Origin of the sequence: Streptomyces sp. 2114.4 (assembly GCF_900187385.1) — a bacterium.
GTDB classification, from domain to species: domain Bacteria; phylum Actinomycetota; class Actinomycetes; order Streptomycetales; family Streptomycetaceae; genus Streptomyces; species Streptomyces mooreae.
Map to the genome: position 1 here is coordinate 2,056,992 of NZ_FYEY01000001.1, position 15,402 is coordinate 2,072,393.

General features: G+C 70.6%; 14 protein-coding genes and 1 riboswitch. Of the genes, 3 read left to right on the forward strand and 11 right to left on the reverse strand.

What is annotated here, in order from left to right; all coding sequences use genetic code 11:
* Positions 1-8 precede the first annotated feature (8 nt).
* The 5 genes from CFW40_RS08950 to CFW40_RS08970 all read right to left on the reverse strand — a co-directional run bounded on the left by CFW40_RS08950 (position 9) and on the right by CFW40_RS08970 (position 5,760).
* On the reverse strand, positions 9-1,403 hold the full coding sequence (locus CFW40_RS08950) for a hypothetical protein (protein WP_088797285.1): 1,395 nt from the start codon (positions 1,401-1,403) through the stop codon (positions 9-11).
* A gap of 51 nt (positions 1,404-1,454) precedes the next feature.
* Positions 1,455-2,498 carry an NlpC/P60 family protein gene (locus tag CFW40_RS08955; RefSeq protein ID WP_088797286.1) on the reverse strand — a complete coding sequence of 348 codons (1,044 nt, stop codon included), beginning with the start codon at positions 2,496-2,498 and terminating at the stop codon, positions 1,455-1,457.
* A gap of 299 nt (positions 2,499-2,797) precedes the next feature.
* The gene (locus CFW40_RS08960; RefSeq protein ID WP_088797287.1) at positions 2,798-3,823 is read right to left on the reverse strand and encodes an NlpC/P60 family protein; all 1,026 of its coding nucleotides are present in this window, start codon (positions 3,821-3,823) and stop codon (positions 2,798-2,800) included.
* 305 nt (positions 3,824-4,128) lie between these two features.
* On the reverse strand, positions 4,129-5,502 hold the full coding sequence (locus tag CFW40_RS08965; protein ID WP_176956547.1) for an NYN domain-containing protein: 1,374 nt from the start codon (positions 5,500-5,502) through the stop codon (positions 4,129-4,131).
* Positions 5,503-5,520: 18 nt separating this feature from the next.
* Positions 5,521-5,760, reverse strand: coding sequence for a hypothetical protein (locus CFW40_RS08970; RefSeq protein WP_030086623.1), 240 nt, complete (start codon positions 5,758-5,760; stop codon positions 5,521-5,523).
* Positions 5,761-6,053: 293 nt separating this feature from the next.
* Between CFW40_RS08970 and CFW40_RS08975 the strand changes: the two genes are divergently transcribed.
* Positions 6,054-6,734, forward strand: coding sequence for a rhomboid family intramembrane serine protease (locus tag CFW40_RS08975; RefSeq protein ID WP_088797289.1), 681 nt, complete (start codon positions 6,054-6,056; stop codon positions 6,732-6,734).
* Positions 6,731-7,012, forward strand: coding sequence for an Lrp/AsnC family transcriptional regulator (locus tag CFW40_RS08980; protein ID WP_086716532.1), 282 nt, complete (start codon positions 6,731-6,733; stop codon positions 7,010-7,012). Before CFW40_RS08975 ends, CFW40_RS08980 begins: the two co-directional genes overlap by 4 nt.
* A gap of 510 nt (positions 7,013-7,522) precedes the next feature.
* Here the strand turns inward: CFW40_RS08980 and CFW40_RS08985 are convergent.
* The 6 genes from CFW40_RS08985 to CFW40_RS09010 form a co-directional block, all read right to left on the reverse strand.
* The gene (locus CFW40_RS08985; RefSeq protein ID WP_088797290.1) at positions 7,523-8,902 is read right to left on the reverse strand and encodes an aminotransferase class V-fold PLP-dependent enzyme; all 1,380 of its coding nucleotides are present in this window, start codon (positions 8,900-8,902) and stop codon (positions 7,523-7,525) included.
* A 182-nt stretch (positions 8,903-9,084) separates the two neighbouring features.
* Positions 9,085-9,202: riboswitch (SAM riboswitch) on the reverse strand.
* Between the two features lie 91 nt (positions 9,203-9,293).
* A complete protein-coding gene (gene trpD, locus CFW40_RS08990) occupies positions 9,294-10,358 on the reverse strand; it encodes an anthranilate phosphoribosyltransferase (RefSeq protein ID WP_088797291.1) in 1,065 nt (354 codons plus the stop codon).
* Between the two features lie 162 nt (positions 10,359-10,520).
* On the reverse strand, positions 10,521-12,158 hold the full coding sequence (locus CFW40_RS08995) for a ubiquinol-cytochrome c reductase cytochrome b subunit (RefSeq protein WP_088797292.1): 1,638 nt from the start codon (positions 12,156-12,158) through the stop codon (positions 10,521-10,523).
* On the reverse strand, positions 12,155-13,219 hold the full coding sequence (locus CFW40_RS09000; protein ID WP_088797293.1) for a ubiquinol-cytochrome c reductase iron-sulfur subunit: 1,065 nt from the start codon (positions 13,217-13,219) through the stop codon (positions 12,155-12,157). The genes CFW40_RS08995 and CFW40_RS09000 overlap by 4 nt, the downstream gene beginning before the upstream one ends.
* Positions 13,216-14,025: a c-type cytochrome gene (locus CFW40_RS09005; RefSeq protein ID WP_088797294.1), complete on the reverse strand. Its 810-nt coding sequence runs from the start codon at positions 14,023-14,025 to the stop codon at positions 13,216-13,218. The genes CFW40_RS09000 and CFW40_RS09005 overlap by 4 nt, the downstream gene beginning before the upstream one ends.
* A gap of 77 nt (positions 14,026-14,102) precedes the next feature.
* A complete protein-coding gene (locus CFW40_RS09010) occupies positions 14,103-14,723 on the reverse strand; it encodes a heme-copper oxidase subunit III (RefSeq protein ID WP_006606088.1) in 621 nt (206 codons plus the stop codon).
* A 264-nt stretch (positions 14,724-14,987) separates the two neighbouring features.
* Between CFW40_RS09010 and CFW40_RS09015 the strand changes: the two genes are divergently transcribed.
* The gene (locus tag CFW40_RS09015) at positions 14,988-15,389 is read left to right on the forward strand and encodes a hypothetical protein (protein WP_088797295.1); all 402 of its coding nucleotides are present in this window, start codon (positions 14,988-14,990) and stop codon (positions 15,387-15,389) included.
* Positions 15,390-15,402 lie beyond the last annotated feature (13 nt).

The window sequence follows — 15,402 nt, forward strand, 5'->3', positions numbered from 1 at the left end:
GGGCGCCCTCACCGCCGCAACTGTGCCCTCACATAGGCCCGCCACAGCCGGGTGAACTCCGCGATACCGATGCCCAGTTGGGAACGCAGGGCGCGGTCCGTCCGGTCGGCGCGGACCGGCGGCCGGTGTCCGGGGCCGGCGGCCCGTGCGGCCGTGGGGGAGCCCGCGGCGGCCGCCGTGGCCGCCGTGGCCGCCTCCATCGGTGCCCCCGCGCTCCCCGACGAGACACCGAGCGCGCTCTGGCCCGCCGCCCGGTAGAAGGCGACCAGTCGGTCCTCGCCCCACTTGCCGGCGATCATCCGGCAGGCCAGCCAGCTGCCCTCGTAGGCCTTGGCCAGCCGGTCGGCGCCTGCCTTGAAGCCGAAGTCCGCGTCGGTCGGCAGGCGGGCGGGGACCGTGCCCCGGGCGACGGCACGGGTCAGTTCGGGGGCGGTGGCGGCGGGCTTGCGGTGGCTGCCCCGGTAGGCGACCCAGTCGGCGAAGCCCTCCGAGAGCCACAGCGGAGTCGCCGTCGTGGTGGCCGTGCGGGTGGCGACATGGGTGGTCTCGTGCGTGAGGACCACCGTGCGGCCCAGGTCGTTGAGTTCTTCGTAGGCTTCGGGGTTGACGATCACGCGGTCCGCGGGCGCGGGGGTGGAGACCCCCGCCTCCCCCGTGGTGACCGCCGCGATCCCCGCATAGCCGGACGCGTCGTCGCTGCCCATCAGCTGCGCCATCCGCTCAACCGAATCCGGCGCCTCCACCACGACCTTCCGCGACCACTTCCCCTTCCAGACGGCCGACACCGCGGGCACCGCCCGGTCCACCCGGTGCGCCAGGTCCTTCAGCCGCGCCAGGTGCGCGGCGTCGCCCAGGACCAGGCTGTACCGGCCGCGGACCAGCCGCACCGGGCCCTGGTCCCACAGCTGGCGGGTGCCGCTCTTGCCCGCCGCCGCGCCGTCGGTGTCGGAGGAGATCAGCCAGCGCCCGTCCCGCCGGGTCAGGGTGAGGTACTGGACGGCGTGCACCGGCGAGGTGTCATAGCCCCGGAAGCGGTAGCGCAGCTGCACCTTCGCCGCCAGGCGCGCGTCGGTCTCGCCGGCCGCGAGCGGGAAGGCGCCGGTGGCGTCGAGCTCGTAGTGCCACTCGGCCAGCGGCACGCCCGCGAGGTGGGCGAACATCGCGCGCTGGCGGTCCCGGTAGCCGGTGGCCCGCGGGTCGACGGTGGCCAGGAAGCCCGCCGCGTCCCGGTGCTGGACGGCCCGCGCACGGGTGTCGAGCATCCGCTGGACGTCCGGGTAGCGGGCCGGGGTGGAGTTCGTGGGCGCACAGCCGGTCAGCGGGACGAGCAGCGCGAGGAGCAGGGCGGCACAGCCCGCCGCCCCGGCCCGCGGCAGCCGTCGCCTTGCCCACTGGTGTGACATGCGGACGATCGTAGATCCGGCCCGGCCGGGGCAAAAACGCTGCGCCCCGCCTCAGGGCCTGGTGACGGCGGAGATCGGCATCATCCCGACGGGGTCGTAGCGGACCCGTGCGCCGGGATAGGGCGCGTGGACCACGTGGCCGTTGCCGACGTACATCCCGACATGGCTGCCGTCCGAACGGTAGATGACCAGGTCACCGGGCTGCGCCTGACTCAGGGGCACTTGCCGGCCGGCGCCGCGCTGCGCCTGTGAGGTACGCGGGAGGGAGACGCCGGCCCGCCCGTAGGCCCATTGGGTGAGTCCGGAGCAGTCGAAGGCCGAGGGGCCGTTGCCGCCCCACGCGTAGGGTCGGCCGACCGCGGCCCGCACCGCGGCGACGGCCGCCGCGGCCCGCCCGGAGGCCGGTACGGCCCCCCGCAGGTCCGGGACCGCCTCGTGGCGCCCGTCGCTCCGCGAAGCCCGTGCGTAGGCCGCCCTGGCGTCCTTGGGCAGCGCGTTCAGCAGCCGCCGCGCCGTGGCCAGCTTGTGCTGGACGTCCTTCTTGTGGCGCACGACCTCCTTGCGTCCGGCCTCCAGCTCCGCCAGCTTGCGTACGGTCTCCCTGCGCTGCTGCTCCAGGGAGCGCTGTGCGGCCCGCAGCCCGCGCAGCTCGCGGGCCTGGCCCGCGCCCAGCCGGTCGAGGGCGGAGGCCTTCTCCAGGTAGGTGTCGGGGCGTTCGGAGAGCATCAGCCGGATGGTGGGGTCCATCCCGCCGGCCCGGTACTGGGCGGCCGCGAGCGCGCCCAGCCTGCCGCGCAGCCGGTTGACCCGCTCCTGGGCGCGGGCGGTGCGGTCCTGGAGTGCCGCCACCTGGCGGCGCAGCTTCTTGGTCCGGGCGTCCGCGCCGTTGAACTTCTCGGTGGCCCGCTCCGCCTGTTCGTAGAGACGGTCGACCCGCGAGGCCGCCGCGTCGCGGGCGGCGGTGCGGCCGGCGGGGTCGGCAACGGCCTGCGGTGCCGACAGCCCGGCGGCCGCGGCCGTCAGGGCGGCCGACACCACGGTGACCGAGGCGAGGGTGGTCCGGCCTTGCTGCGAGGTACGGCGGTGGGACGCCACGAGAGCCGAACTCCTTCCGACGGGGGTACCCCCTGCTTGAGCGCAGCCGAGCCCGGGGCAAGCCCCTGCCGCCCCGGGAGGACGGCCGGTGAACCGGAAGCTGCGAGGGCAGACAGTACGGCGCCGGTGCGATCCGGCCAAAGCCGCCCTTTCGCCCGCAAAAAGCCGCCCCGCCGGTGACTGTGCAGGTCACCGGCGGGGCGGTAAGTCAGCGGCCGAAGCCGCAATTCGCCCGTTCGGGCGGCAGGTTGAGCGGTTTGTGAGGCTTTTCAGATCCGGACGCGTCAGGCCCGGACGTGTCAGACCCGGACGCCGAACGCGAACTCCATGTTGCTCATGGGCTCGTAGCGCACGGAGGCGCCGGGCTTGGGTGCGTGCAGCACCTGGCCGTTGCCCGCGTAGAGGCCGATGTGGTGCAGGTCGCTGTAGAAGAGCACCAGATCGCCGGGCTTGAGGTCGCTCTGCGAGGCGATCCGGGTACCGGCGTTGGCCTGGGCCTGCGAGGTACGCGGCAGCGACTGGCCGGCCTGCTGGTACGCCCAGGAGGTCAGACCCGAGCAGTCGAAGGACGACGGGCCGGTGGCGCCCCAGACGTACGGCGAACCTATCTTGGACTGGGCGGCGGCGAGGGCGGCCGCACCGCGCTGCGAGGCCGGCACGTCATCGCCGAGGTTAACCCGCGAGTTGCTGCGGTTGGCGCGGTTCTCCTCGGCCTGCATGGCCGCCCGCTCCTTGGCCGTCATCTTGTTGAGCAGCTGCTGCGCCTCGGCCAGCTTGCCCTTGATCTCGTCCTTCTTGTCACCGAGCGCCTTACGGGTCTCGGAGAGGTCCTTGATCTTGGCCGAGGCCTCCGCGCGCTCCTGGGCGAGCCGGCGCTGCTTGTCCGCGACGGTCTTGAGCTGATCGGCCTGCTTGCCGCTCAACTGGTCGAGCGTGGCGGCCTTTTCGAGGTAGGTGTCCGGGTCGCCGGAGAGGAACAGCTGGACCGAGGGGTCGATGCTGCCGCTGCGGTACTGGCCGGAGGCAACGGCACCGAGGCCCTTGCGCATCTGGTTCAGCTCACCCTGGCCGCGGGCGACCTTGTCCTGGAGGTCGTCGACCTCTTTCTGGAGCTTGTCCTGCTGCTCCTTGACCCCGTCGTACTTCTCGGTGGCCTGCTCGGCCTCGTTGTACAGCTTGTCGACCTCGGACTTGACGTCCTTCTTCGACTGGTGAGGGTCGGCCTGGGCGGCCTGGGACGAAAGGGCGACGGCCGCCGCGGCGGTGGCGGTGAGCACGGTCACGCGAGTACGGCTCGGCTGCTTGGGTCGACGGTGGGACGCCACGGGGGCGAGCTCCTTCTTCCTCCAGCCGCCTACCGGGAAGTGGGGGGGGTGAGACCCCGGCTCCGCGTGAACGCCGCGGACTCGGCGGTACCTTCACGGTTCATCCCGGTTGGATGATCGGATTCATGAAGGTTCGGGCCCTGACCTTAGTAACCGAGCTGTGATCGCTTCAAATCCTCAGGGAAAAATTCTGCGCCACCAGCCCCATCCTTTACCAACATCGCACAGGCAGTGAGCGCCAATTGACACTCAGAGACGGATCGTCGGCGTTTTCCGGTGTTCCGGCCGCCGGAGCGGGCAGCCTGTCAGGTCCGGGCAAGTCGTTTGAGGAGCAGGGCCGATGCCACCGGCCGGGCCCCGGCCTTCGCCACTCCGTCGGCCACTTCCCGGTCCGTGGAGACCACGACGACCGGACGGCCGGGCGGTTCGGCCCGAACCAGCTGACGAATCAACTCATCGGCCGTTACGCCCGGTTTGCTGAACAGGACCCGGACTCCGCGTGGTGGCGCGAGCAGCACCGGCGCCGCGAGCTCCGCACCGTCGAAGACACAGGTCATCTCCGCGCCGGTCTGCGCCGCCAGCACCGCGAGGCCGCCCAGCAGCCGCAGCCGCTGCTTGTCGAGCGGCATGGTCGGATAGCCGGTTTTGGTGACGTTGTAGCCATCCACCACCAAATGCGCCTGCGGCAGCGCCAGAAGCTGGTCGAGCAGCGCCGGGTCCATCTCCGACAGCGCCCGCGTCGCGATGTCCTTGGGCGTCATCCGCCCCGGCGCGACCGCCTCGACGGTGTCCGCCGGATGGACGCTGGCGGGCGGCAGGGCCAGCTCGCGGCGCAGCCCCTGCGCCGCGTCCAGGACCGTGTCCAGCAGCAGCCGCAGCCGCATGTCCTCGACGCTGCGGCCCTCGCGGGCGGAGCGCCGGCTGGTCTCCAACGCCGTCTCCGCCTCGGCGATCCGGGCCTTGAGCCGGCGCACCTCGCTGTCCGCCGCGGCCTTCTCCGTGGCCGCCCGGTCCCGTACGTCCGTCACGGCGGCCTCGGCCTTGCGCACCGCGGCCTCACCGCGCTTGACGTCGCTCAGCGCGCTGCGCAGCTTGCGCCGCAGGGACTCGTTCTCCTTGCGGGCCGCGTCCAGGTCCACCCGGATCCGGTCGGCCTCCGTACGGGCCTCGCCGCGCGCCTGCGCCAGCTCCTCGCGCAGCCGGGCCAGCTCGCGTTCGGCCTCCTCGCCGGCCCGCTCGGCGCGCGCCCGCTGCGCCTCCTCACCGGCCGCCGCGACGAGCTTGACCCAGCCCTCGGGGCGCAGCACATAGGCGGCCGCCGCCACATCGAGCGGATCCGCGGCCGCCGGCGGGGTGCCGTGCTCCAGCGCCTCGGCCAGCTCCGACTGCGCCTCGCGCAGCTTGCCCGCGATCCGCTGCCGGAAGACCGCGTCGCTCTCCAGCGCCGCGGCCATCGCGTTTCCGGCGAATTTGGCCCGACGGGTCGGGGTGAACCGGGCATACTGCCGCAGCGGGGGCGGGAGTTCGGCGAGGGTCAGCGCGCCGAACGACTCCGCGGTGAGCGCCACGACCCGGCGCCGTACGCCCTCGGGCAGCGGACGGTCGAGCACGTCGTCCGCCGCACTCTCGGGTGCGTCGTCACGCCGACCCCCCGGCTCCCCTTCTGGACGGTCCACCACGGCTGCCTCGCTCCGATCTCAGGCGTTCGCGCCCGGACGGTCGACCAGCTCGATCTGGTCGACCGCGTTGCACCAGCGGCAGCGCACGGACTCGATGCTCTCACTGAGGACCTCGCGCTCCTCCACCGTCGGCGCCCCGGCCAGGTCCAGGTGGACGTACTCCACGACCTTGGAACGGCGCGTCACGTCGAACCGCGTGAGGTTGCCGCACAGCGTGCAGCGCCACCGGGTCCCGTCCGTCGGCAGGGGAACAGCCATCGTGTCGTCCTCTTTCGTGCTCATCGGTGTCGTGCTGCTGCGCGGTTCACGCGGTGCGCCGTCGGATCGCGGAAGTACGCAAAGTACTGCCTGTAACCCTACGGCCTGATGGGGGGCCGGTGCGGGCCCGCCCAGGTGCCGGGATGCGGCGAGGCACTCTGTCCCGATTGCCCGCATTGGGCCATGATCACCTCATGACGGCGCCGGCCCCCTCACCCCGTTCACCCCGCTCGTCCGGTCTCCTCCCCCGCCCTCCGCACCCCACCCGGTCGCTGGCCGCGGTGTTCTCGCGGATGACGAATGTGCTGATCGGCCTGTGCTGCGCGGTCTTCGTGCTCGGCCCCGCCTCCGGCCTGAACCGGATATACGGCACCGGCGAGGCCCTGCTCAAGGCCCAGACCGCCTATTTCGAGCGGTGGGGCGTGATCCCGCTGGAGCTGTGGAGCGGTTCGCTGCGCGCGCTGGTCACCCCGCTCACCGCGTTATTCGTGCACGGCAGCTGGCTGCACCTGCTCGGCAACGTGCTGTTCCTGTACGTCTTCGGCGCCATGACCGAGGCACGTATGGGCAGGCTGCCGTTCACCGCCTTCTACCTCATCATCGGCTACCTGGCGCTGCTCGGCTACGCGGCCGCGCACGCCACCTCGGGGCAGACCCTGGTGGGCGCCTCCGGCTCGATCTCCGGCGTCCTCGGCGCCTTCCTCTTCCTGTTCCCCACGGCCCGGGTCACCAGCCTCTTCCCGTTCCTCTTCTTCCTGCCGCTGCGCTTCCCCGCCTGGATCGTGCTGCTGTTCTGGTTCTTCCTGCAGTGGCAGGCCGCACAGGACGACCCCCGCGGTCCCGGCGTCGCCTACCTCGCCCACGTCATCGGCTTCACGCTCGGCTTCCTGTACGCCTGGGCCCGCTACCGGAGGGATAGTGTGGGGGCCACCGGCGGAGATGACCGGGCGACCGAGGGAGAGAGCCAGCCGTGATCACGTCGATCGTGCTCATCAAGACCAACGTGGACCAGATCCCGGAGATCGCCGAGAAGATCGCCGCGCTGGAAGGGGTCAGCGAGGTCTACTCGGTCACCGGCGCCCACGACCTGATCGCGATGGTGCGGGTCGCCGCCCACGACGACCTCGCGGACGTCATCCCCGGCCGCATCAGCAAGGTCCCCGGCGTCGCCTCCACCGAGACGCACATCGCGTTCCGCACGTATTCGCAGCATGACCTCGAGGCCGCGTTTGCGATTGGGCTCGACGCGTAGGCGCTGCGCTTAGCTTGCGCCCCACGTTTTTGGCTTTCCCGCCGTGGTGGTTTCTCGCCGTTGCGCGTTGCGGCGCGGCGCACGTTGTCGGCTGACCCGCCGCGGGGCTACTCGCCGTTCCGCCTGCGGCGGGCTGGTGCCGCTGCGCTGGCTGTTCGGCTGCGGGACCGGCCCTCCGGACTCCGTCCTGCGGTCCGGCCCCTCCCGTTGGGGGTGGAAGAAGACCGGTGGGGGCGGGCCTCATCCCTCGACTGCACGCAGACGACCGCCGGTGCCCGCCCCCACCGGCCTGTTCCCACCCACTCACGGGAGGGGCCGCGCCGCAGGACGAAGTCCGGAGGAGCGGCACCGCACCCGACAACCCACGCCCGCCGCAGGCGCAACGGCGAGACGAAACACGGCGGGAAAGCCGACAACGTGCGGCGCGCCGCAACGCGCAACGGCGACAGACCACCACGGCGGGAAAGACAAAAACGTGGGCCCGAAGCAAAGCGCAGCGGAACGTGGGAATCAACCCGCGCTACGCGCGGGAACGCAACGGCCGTCCTCAGTGCGGTAGTTCCAGGTGGCGCCGTCCGTCACCAGTTCCTTGACCGCTCGGAGAAAGCGGTCAACATGCTCATCCGGCGTGCCAACGCCAAAGCTGACGCGGATGGCGTTCAGCGAGCGCTCGCCGGGGGCTGCCTCCGGGGCGCCGCACTCCCCGGGGTCCTGCGGCTCGCTGCCCAGCAGGGTCCGTACGAGCGGGTGGGCGCAGAACAGGCCGTCGCGGACGCCGATGCCGTACTCCGCCGAGAGTGCCGCGGCGAAGTGCGAGCTGTTCCAGCCCTCGACGACGAAGGAGAAGACGCCCACCCGTGCCGCGTCCTCGCCGAAGAGGGAGAGCACGTTGACCTCGGGCACCTCGGCCAGGCCGGCGCGGAGGCGGGCGATCAGCTCCTGTTCGCGGGCGACCAGGCCGTCGAAGCCGGCCTCGGTCAGGGCCTGGCAGGCCGAGGCGATGGCGTAGGCGCCGATGACGTTGGGCGAACCGGCCTCGTGCCGGGCGGCGGTGGTGTGCCACTCGACGTCGACTCCGCCGTCCGTGCGCCGGGAGACCTTGCGGCTGGCGCCGCCGCCGGCCAGATACGGTGCGGCGGCCTGCAGCCAGTCCGCGCGGCCGGCCAGGACACCGGCGCCGAAGGGCGCGTACAGCTTGTGCCCGGAGAAGGCGACCCAGTCGACGTCCAGCTCCGCGATGTTCACGGGGTGGTGCGGGACGAGCTGCGCCGCGTCCAGCACGATGCGCGCGCCGTGCGCATGCGCGGCGGCCGCCAGCTCCCGCACCGGCCACAGCTCACCGGTCACGTTGGACGCACCGGTCACACAGACCAGCGCCGGGCCGTAGGGGTCGCGCTCGGCCAGCGCCTTCTCCAGGGTGTCCACCGCCTGCCGCGGGGTGCGCGGCGCGTTGAGGTAGGTCACCGCGACATCCGGGCGCTGCTCCCAGGGCAGCAGCGAGGCGTGGTGCTCGGTCTCGAAGACGAAGACCCGGGTGGCCTGCGGGAGGACGGAGGCGAGCAGGTTGAGGGAGTCCGTGGTCGAGCGCGTGAAGACCACCTGGTCTTCGGCTCCACAGCCCAAAAACTCCGCGATGGTCCGGCGGCTGTTCTCGAAGAGGTCGGTGGAGAGCTGCGAGAGGTACCCGGCGCCGCGGTGCACGCTGCCGTAGTAGGGGGCGTAGGCCGCCACGTCGTCCCAGACCCGCTGCAGGGCGGGGGCGCTGGCGGCGTAGTCCAGCGCGGCGTAGTCGACCTCGCCGCCGGTCACCAGCGGGACGCGGACGTCCCGGCCGAGGACGGGCAGCGGGGCACAGACGGAGCGGTTGGCGGCAACGGCGGAAACGGACATGGCGAACTCCCGTAAGAGGCAGGTGAATTCGCTGCGGGGCGGAGCGCGTCGGGTGTGCGCACAGCGCACGGCAGGGCGCCGCAGCGGAAAGGAAAAAGGGATGCGGAAAAGGGGCCGTCGAGCCCTATCGCATTCGCTGATTCACGGAAGTTCTCCCTCGGGGACCAGGATCCCTGGCGAGGGATCCGCGCTTGCCGCAGACCTCGCTGCCTACGGCCTGGTCATCACCCGGGGCACCCCGCCACGGAAGGAGGGTTGCCGGACAGCGGGCCGGGGCCTGCATCGCTGTCACTCGTGACCTGCGCAGAATCATGCCATACGGGCAACATCACGCAAGCCCCGGTCCGTATACCGGACCGGGGCTTGCGTCACACGCTGCGTCACCGGGCGCTCAGGTGTTGCTGGCGGTCACCCAGCGCTCCAGGGCCTGCCGGGCCGCCCCCGAGTCGATCGCGGCGGCGGCCCTGTCGATACCGGCCCGGAGCTGCTGGGCCAGCGGGGCGTCGGAGGGCTCCAGCGCGACCAGCGCCGCCGCGGAGTTCAGCAGCACCGCATCGCGCACCGGACCGGTCTCCCCGTCCAGCAGCCGGCGGGCCACCTCCGCGTTGTACGACGCGTCGGCGCCGCGCAGCGCCTCCACCGGCACCAGGTCGATGCCCACGTCGCGCGGGTCGAAGGCCTCCTCGCGCACCGTGCCGTCCCGGACGATCCAGACCCGGGAGGTCGCGGTGGTGGTCAGCTCGTCCAGGCCGTCGTCGCCGCGGAAGACCAGCGCCGACGAGCCGCGCTCGGCGAGCACTCCGGCGAGGATCGGCGCCATCCGGGCGTCCGCGACGCCGGTCGCCTGGGCGCGGACCTTCGCGGGGTTGGTCAGCGGGCCCAGCACGTTGAACGTCGTCCGGATGCCGAGCTGGCCCCGGGCGTTGGCGACGTGCCGCAGCGAGGGGTGGAACTTCACCGCGAAGCAGAAGGTGATGCCCGCTTCCCGGGCGACCTCGGTGACCCGCTGGGGGGTGAGGTCGAGGTTGACGCCGAGCTTTTCCAGCACGTCGGAGGCGCCGCTGGCCGAGGACGCCGCGCGGTTGCCGTGCTTGACGACCTTGGCGCCGGTGCCGGCCACCACGATCGAGGACATCGTGGAGATGTTGACCGTCTTGGCGCCGTCGCCGCCGGTGCCGACGATGTCCACGCTCGGTCCCGGCACCTCGATCAGCCGGGCGTGCTCGTACATGGCCCGGACGAGCCCGGAGATCTCGGCGACGGTCTCGCCCTTGGCCCGCAGCGCCACCGCGAAGCCGGCGATCTGCGCGTCGCCGGCCTCGCCCCGCATGATCCGGTCCATCGCCCATGCGGTGTCCTCCGCGGCGAGGTCCCGGCCGTCGAGCAGGGCGTTGAGGATGCCCGGCCAGGTGTGGGCCGCCACGCTGTCGCCGCCGAGGGGGGTCGCAACGTTCATGGTCCACACTCCTGATTTGTCTCCTGCTTGTGCGTTCACCCTATCGAGCCGCCGGGCAGGCCGGAGGGCCCCGTCCGATTGGGGTCTCCCCTGCTCCTTAAGAGCTTGGGGAACGGACGGGGCCCTCTGGGTGGCGTGGTGCGCTATGAGGCGCCGCGGTGATCAGTGGTGGCCGTGGCCGCTGGTGATCTCCTTGTACTCCTCGACCGTGGGCTTGGCGATGACGCTGTCCTCGCCGTAGTAGCTCTTGGAGAGCTTGGCCCGCAGCTTCTGCGAGCGCGACACCTTGCGTGCCACACCGTTCTCGTCGACCTCGGGGCCGAGCTCGATCGGGGCGGGCTGCTCGTGCTGGGTGAGCACGTGCAGCTGCTCCTGGTCGAGCGGCTCGTGGACCTCGATGAACTCACCGTGCGGCAGGCGCTTGATGATGCCGGACTCGCGGCCGTGCAGCACCTTGTCCTTGTCGCGGCGCTGCAGACCCAGGCAGATCCGCTTGGTGGCGATGAAGGCCAGCACCGGTCCGACGAAGAACGCGATCCGGACGAACCAGGTGATCGAGTTGATCGACAGGTGGAAGTGGGTGGCCCACAGGTCGTTGCCGCCACCGATCAGCATCACGAAGTACGCGACCAGCCAGGCGACACCGAAGCCGGTACGGGTCGGGACGTTGCGCGGGCGGTCCAGGATGTGGTGCTCGCGCTTGTCGCCGCGGACCCAGGACTCGACGAACGGGTAGACCGCGATCGCGACCAGTACCAGCGGGAAGATCAGGATCGGGACCAGCACGCCCAGGTTGAGGGTGTGGCCCCAGAAGTTCCACTCCCAGCCCGGCATGACACGCACCAGACCCTCGGCGAAGCCCATGTACCAGTCGGGCTGGGCGCCGGTGGACACCTGGTCGGGGCGGTACGGGCCGATGGCCCACACCGGGTTGATGCTGGCGATCGCGGCGATGGCGGCGATCACACCGAAGACCAGGAAGAAGAAGCCTCCGGCCTTGGCCATGTAGACCGGCAGCAGCGGCATGCCCACGACGTTGTTGTTGGTCTTGCCGGCACCCGGGAACTGGGTGTGCTTGTGGTAGAAGACCAGGATCAGGTGCGCCACCAGCAGGCCGAGCATGATGCCCGGCAGCAGCAGGACGTGCACCGTGAAGAACCGCGGGATGATGTCGTGCCCCGGGAACTCCCCGCCGAAGATGAAGAACTGCAGGTACGAGCCGACCAGCGGCATCGCCAGGATGACGCCCTCGATGAACCGCACACCGGTGCCGGAGAGCAGGTCGTCGGGGAGCGAGTAGCCGGTGAAGCCGGTGAACATGCCCAGCACGAACAGCAGGAAGCCGAACAGCCAGTTGACCTCGCGCGGCTTGCGGAAGGCGCCGGTGAAGAACACCCGCATCATGTGGACCATCATCGCGGCCAGGAAGACCAGCGCGGCCCAGTGGTGGATCTGCCGGATGAGCAGGCCGCCGCGCACGTCGAAGCTGATGTCCAGCGTCGACTCGAAGGCCTGGGTCATCCGGATTCCCTGCATGGGCACATAGGAACCGTGATAGGTCACCTCGGCCATGCTCGGGTGGAAGAACAGCGTCAGGTAGACACCGGTCAGGATGATGATGATGAAGCTGTAGAGCGCGACCTCACCCAGCATGAAGGACCAGTGGTCCGGGAAGATCTTGCGCATGTTGGACTTGGCGAGGCTGTAGATGCCCAGCCGTCCGTCCGCCCAGTCCGCGATCCGCTCGCCCCGTGGCGCCGGGCCACGGCGTGTGCTGGTCGCGGTTGTCTCGTTACTCATCCGCGCTCCCAGAAGCTCGGGCCGACGGGCTCCTCGAAGCCGCTTGCGGCCTCCAGGAAGCCGTCCTTCTCCGTGATGTGCAGCTGCGGCAGGGCGTGTCCGGCCGGACCGAAGATCACCCGACCACCGTCAGAGAGGTCGAACGTCGACTGGTGGCACGGGCAGAGCACGTGGTGCGTCTGCTGCTCGTACAGGCTGATCGGGCAACCCACGTGGGTGCAGATCTTCGAGTACGCCACGATGCCCTCGTGCGACCAGGAGAGTTCGTGCTTGTCCTTGATGTCCTGCGGCTGGATCCGCACGAGCATCAGGGCGTCCTTGGCGATCTTCTCGGCGAACTCCTCGTCGTTCTCCTCCAGGCCCTCGGGCTTGGCGAACGTCAGGGAGCCGACCGCGATGTCCTCGGGACGCAGCGGGAGGTTGGTGGACTGGTTGACGAGCCGGACGCCCTTCTTCCAGTTCGTGGTGCGCAGCTTGTTCCCGGGCAGCGGGCCGAGGTCGCGCAGCAGGACGACGCCGGAGAGCGGCACCAGGGCCAGCGCACCGAACATCGTGTTGCGGACCAGCTTGCGGCGGCCGATCTGCGACTCCTTGGCACCCGCCGCGAAGTCCGCCATGACCTTGGCCTTGACCTCGGGGGCGGCCTCGATCGGGTGACGCTCGTCGGCGACCTCCTCGTCCGACATCAGCGTGCGGGCCCAGTGGACCGCACCGGCGCCGATGCAGAAGAGCGCCGCGCCGAGGGTCAGACCGAGCGCGAAGTTCAGCGCGCTGATGTGACCGATCGGCCAGATGTAGACGATCTTGTCGATCGGGATCGCCACATAGGAGGCGATGAAGGCGACCGTCGCCACCATCGACACCACGAAGAGCAGCGCGACGGTGCGCTCGGAGCGCTTGGCGGCCCGCTCGTCGATGTCCTGGGCGCGGTGCTCGTGGGGCGGCAGGCCCGGGTCGGCGAACGGGTTCTCCGCCGTGGCCACCGCACCTTCGTGAGCCGTCTCCCGCTCAGTGGGAAGGGTTTCTTCTGGCACGTCTTCGTGTCGTCCAGTCTCGCTCATGACTTCTTGGCCTTCGTAGTCCGGGCTGCGACCCAGATGGCGACCGCGATCAGCGCGCCCAGGCCGAAGATGTAGCCGAAGAGACCCTCACTGACCGGACCGAGACCGCCGAGGTCAAGGCCGCCGGGGCTCTCGGATTCATCGCCGTTGACGGCGCCGAGGTACGCGATGATGTCCTTCTTGTTCTCCTTCGACAGCGAGCCGTCGCCGAAGGAGGGCATGTTCTGCGGGCCGGTCTCCATGGCCTCGTAGATGTGCTTCGGGTCCACGCCTTCGAGCGTCGGTGCGAACTTGCCGTCGGTCAGGGCGCCGCCCTTACCGGTGAAGTTGTGGCACTGCGCACAGTTGGTGCGGAACAGCTCGCCGCCCTTGCCGATGTCGGCACCGTCGGCGCTGTACTGCTCCTTGGAGGGCACGCTCGGGCCGGGGCCCAGCGACGCGACGTAGGCCGCGAGCTGGTCGATCTGGGCGTTGGTGTAGATGTTCTTCTTCCGCGGCACCTGGGCGCCGGGCTGCTGGGCCGGCATCCGGCCGGTGCCCACCTGGAAGTCCACGGCTGCGGCGCCGACGCCGACCAGGCTCGGGCCGTCGGAGGTGCCCTGACCGCCGGTGCCGTGGCAGCTGGCGCAGCCCACGGCGAAGAGCTTCTTGCCCTCCTTGACGGCAAGAGACTGGGCGGTGTCATCGGCCTGAGCCTTGTCCGCCGGCGCGAACGCGGCGTACAGCCCCCCAGTGACCGCCAGCGCGAAGAGTAGGACGACGAGCGCCGCCAGCGGATGGCGCCGTCGTGCGGAGAGCTTTTTCACGGATTACCCCGGTGTCAGGATCTTCTGCGTCGATGCTTTGGCTATGTCTGTCTGATATGCGGTATCGGTCGGACCGGTTACCGGATCAGGTAGATCGTGGCGAAGAGGCCGATCCAGACGACATCGACGAAGTGCCAGTAGTAGGACACGACGATGGCCGCGGTGGCCTGCGTGTGGGTGAACCTCTTGGCCGCGTACGTCCTGCCCAGGACCAGCAGGAAGGCGATCAGGCCGCCCGTCACATGCAGTCCGTGGAAGCCGGTGGTCAGGTAGAACACCGAGCCGTACGGGCCGGACGAGAGCGACAGGCCCTCGTGCTTGACCAGCTCCGTGTACTCGAAGACCTGACCGCCGATGAAGATCGCACCCATGATGAAGGTGACCACGAACCAGGCCCGGAGCTTCTTGACGTCGCCGCGCTCGGCGGCGAATACGCCGAGCTGGCAGGTCAGAGAGCTGAGCACCAGGATCGTGGTGTTGGTCGCGGAGAACGGAAGATTCAGCGCACTGGCGGATTCCTTCCAATACGCCTCGCCGGTCACCGATCGAAGGGTGAAGTACATCGCGAAGAGGGCCGCGAAGAACATCAGCTCGGAACTCAGCCAGATGATGGTTCCGACGCTGGTGAGGTTCGGCCGATTGACCGACGGGTGCGCGTGCCCGGTTTCTACTGTCGTTGCTGTCGCCACGACCGACATTATGTCGGTCGCTTATCCCGCCCTCACTCCGGGGGGTGCCGTTCGGTGTGTCAAGGACGTATGCCCTGCTCGTAAGGCCCAATTCCGGAGGTCGCCCGAAGGGGGGAAGCGCCGGGCGGCCCGTCGCCCGCCGGCCCGTCCCGGACCGGTCCTGACGGCCCGTCGGGCAGATCTTGGATCCGTTCAACCCCTCCTGCGGACACCCGCCGCGGGAGTAGCATCCGCCCCACCCGATGCTGTGCCGCTACGAAGCGTGGAGGAACGATGCAGGCGACTGCCACGGTGCTGGTCTACAGCGACAACGCAGGCACCCGCGAGCAGGTCCGGCTGGCGGCCGGCCGGCGCCCCGCCGCCGATGTGCCGCAGATCGAGATCCTGGAGTGCGCCACCGCGCCCGCTGTCCTCACGGCCCTGGAGCAGGGCGGTATCGACGTCTGCGTGCTGGACGGCGAGACCGCGCCCGCGGGCGGGATGGGCGTCTGCCGGCAGATCAAGGACGAGATCTTCCATTGCCCGCCGGTGCTGCTGCTGATCGGCCGCCCCCAGGACGCCTGGCTGGCGACCTGGAGCCGGGCGGACGCCGCGGTGACGCATCCGCTGGACCCGGTGGCCTTCGCGGACGCCCTGGCCGGCCTGCTGCGCCGCAGGAACCTCGTACAGGCCTGAGCGGCCGCTCAGG

Coding starts and splice junctions, on each gene's coding strand:
- CFW40_RS09000 (WP_088797293.1), bottom strand. CDS start 13,219: ATGAGCGAGACTGGACGACACGAAGACGTGCCAGAAGAAACCCTTCCC.
- CFW40_RS08970 (WP_030086623.1), bottom strand. CDS start 5,760: ATGGCTGTTCCCCTGCCGACGGACGGGACCCGGTGGCGCTGCACGCTG.
- CFW40_RS09015 (WP_088797295.1), top strand. CDS start 14,988: ATGCAGGCGACTGCCACGGTGCTGGTCTACAGCGACAACGCAGGCACC.
- CFW40_RS09010 (WP_006606088.1), bottom strand. CDS start 14,723: ATGTCGGTCGTGGCGACAGCAACGACAGTAGAAACCGGGCACGCGCAC.
- CFW40_RS08985 (WP_088797290.1), bottom strand. CDS start 8,902: ATGTCCGTTTCCGCCGTTGCCGCCAACCGCTCCGTCTGTGCCCCGCTG.
- CFW40_RS08950 (WP_088797285.1), bottom strand. CDS start 1,403: ATGTCACACCAGTGGGCAAGGCGACGGCTGCCGCGGGCCGGGGCGGCG.
- trpD (WP_088797291.1), bottom strand. CDS start 10,358: ATGAACGTTGCGACCCCCCTCGGCGGCGACAGCGTGGCGGCCCACACC.
- CFW40_RS08995 (WP_088797292.1), bottom strand. CDS start 12,158: ATGAGTAACGAGACAACCGCGACCAGCACACGCCGTGGCCCGGCGCCA.
- CFW40_RS08975 (WP_088797289.1), top strand. CDS start 6,054: ATGACGAATGTGCTGATCGGCCTGTGCTGCGCGGTCTTCGTGCTCGGC.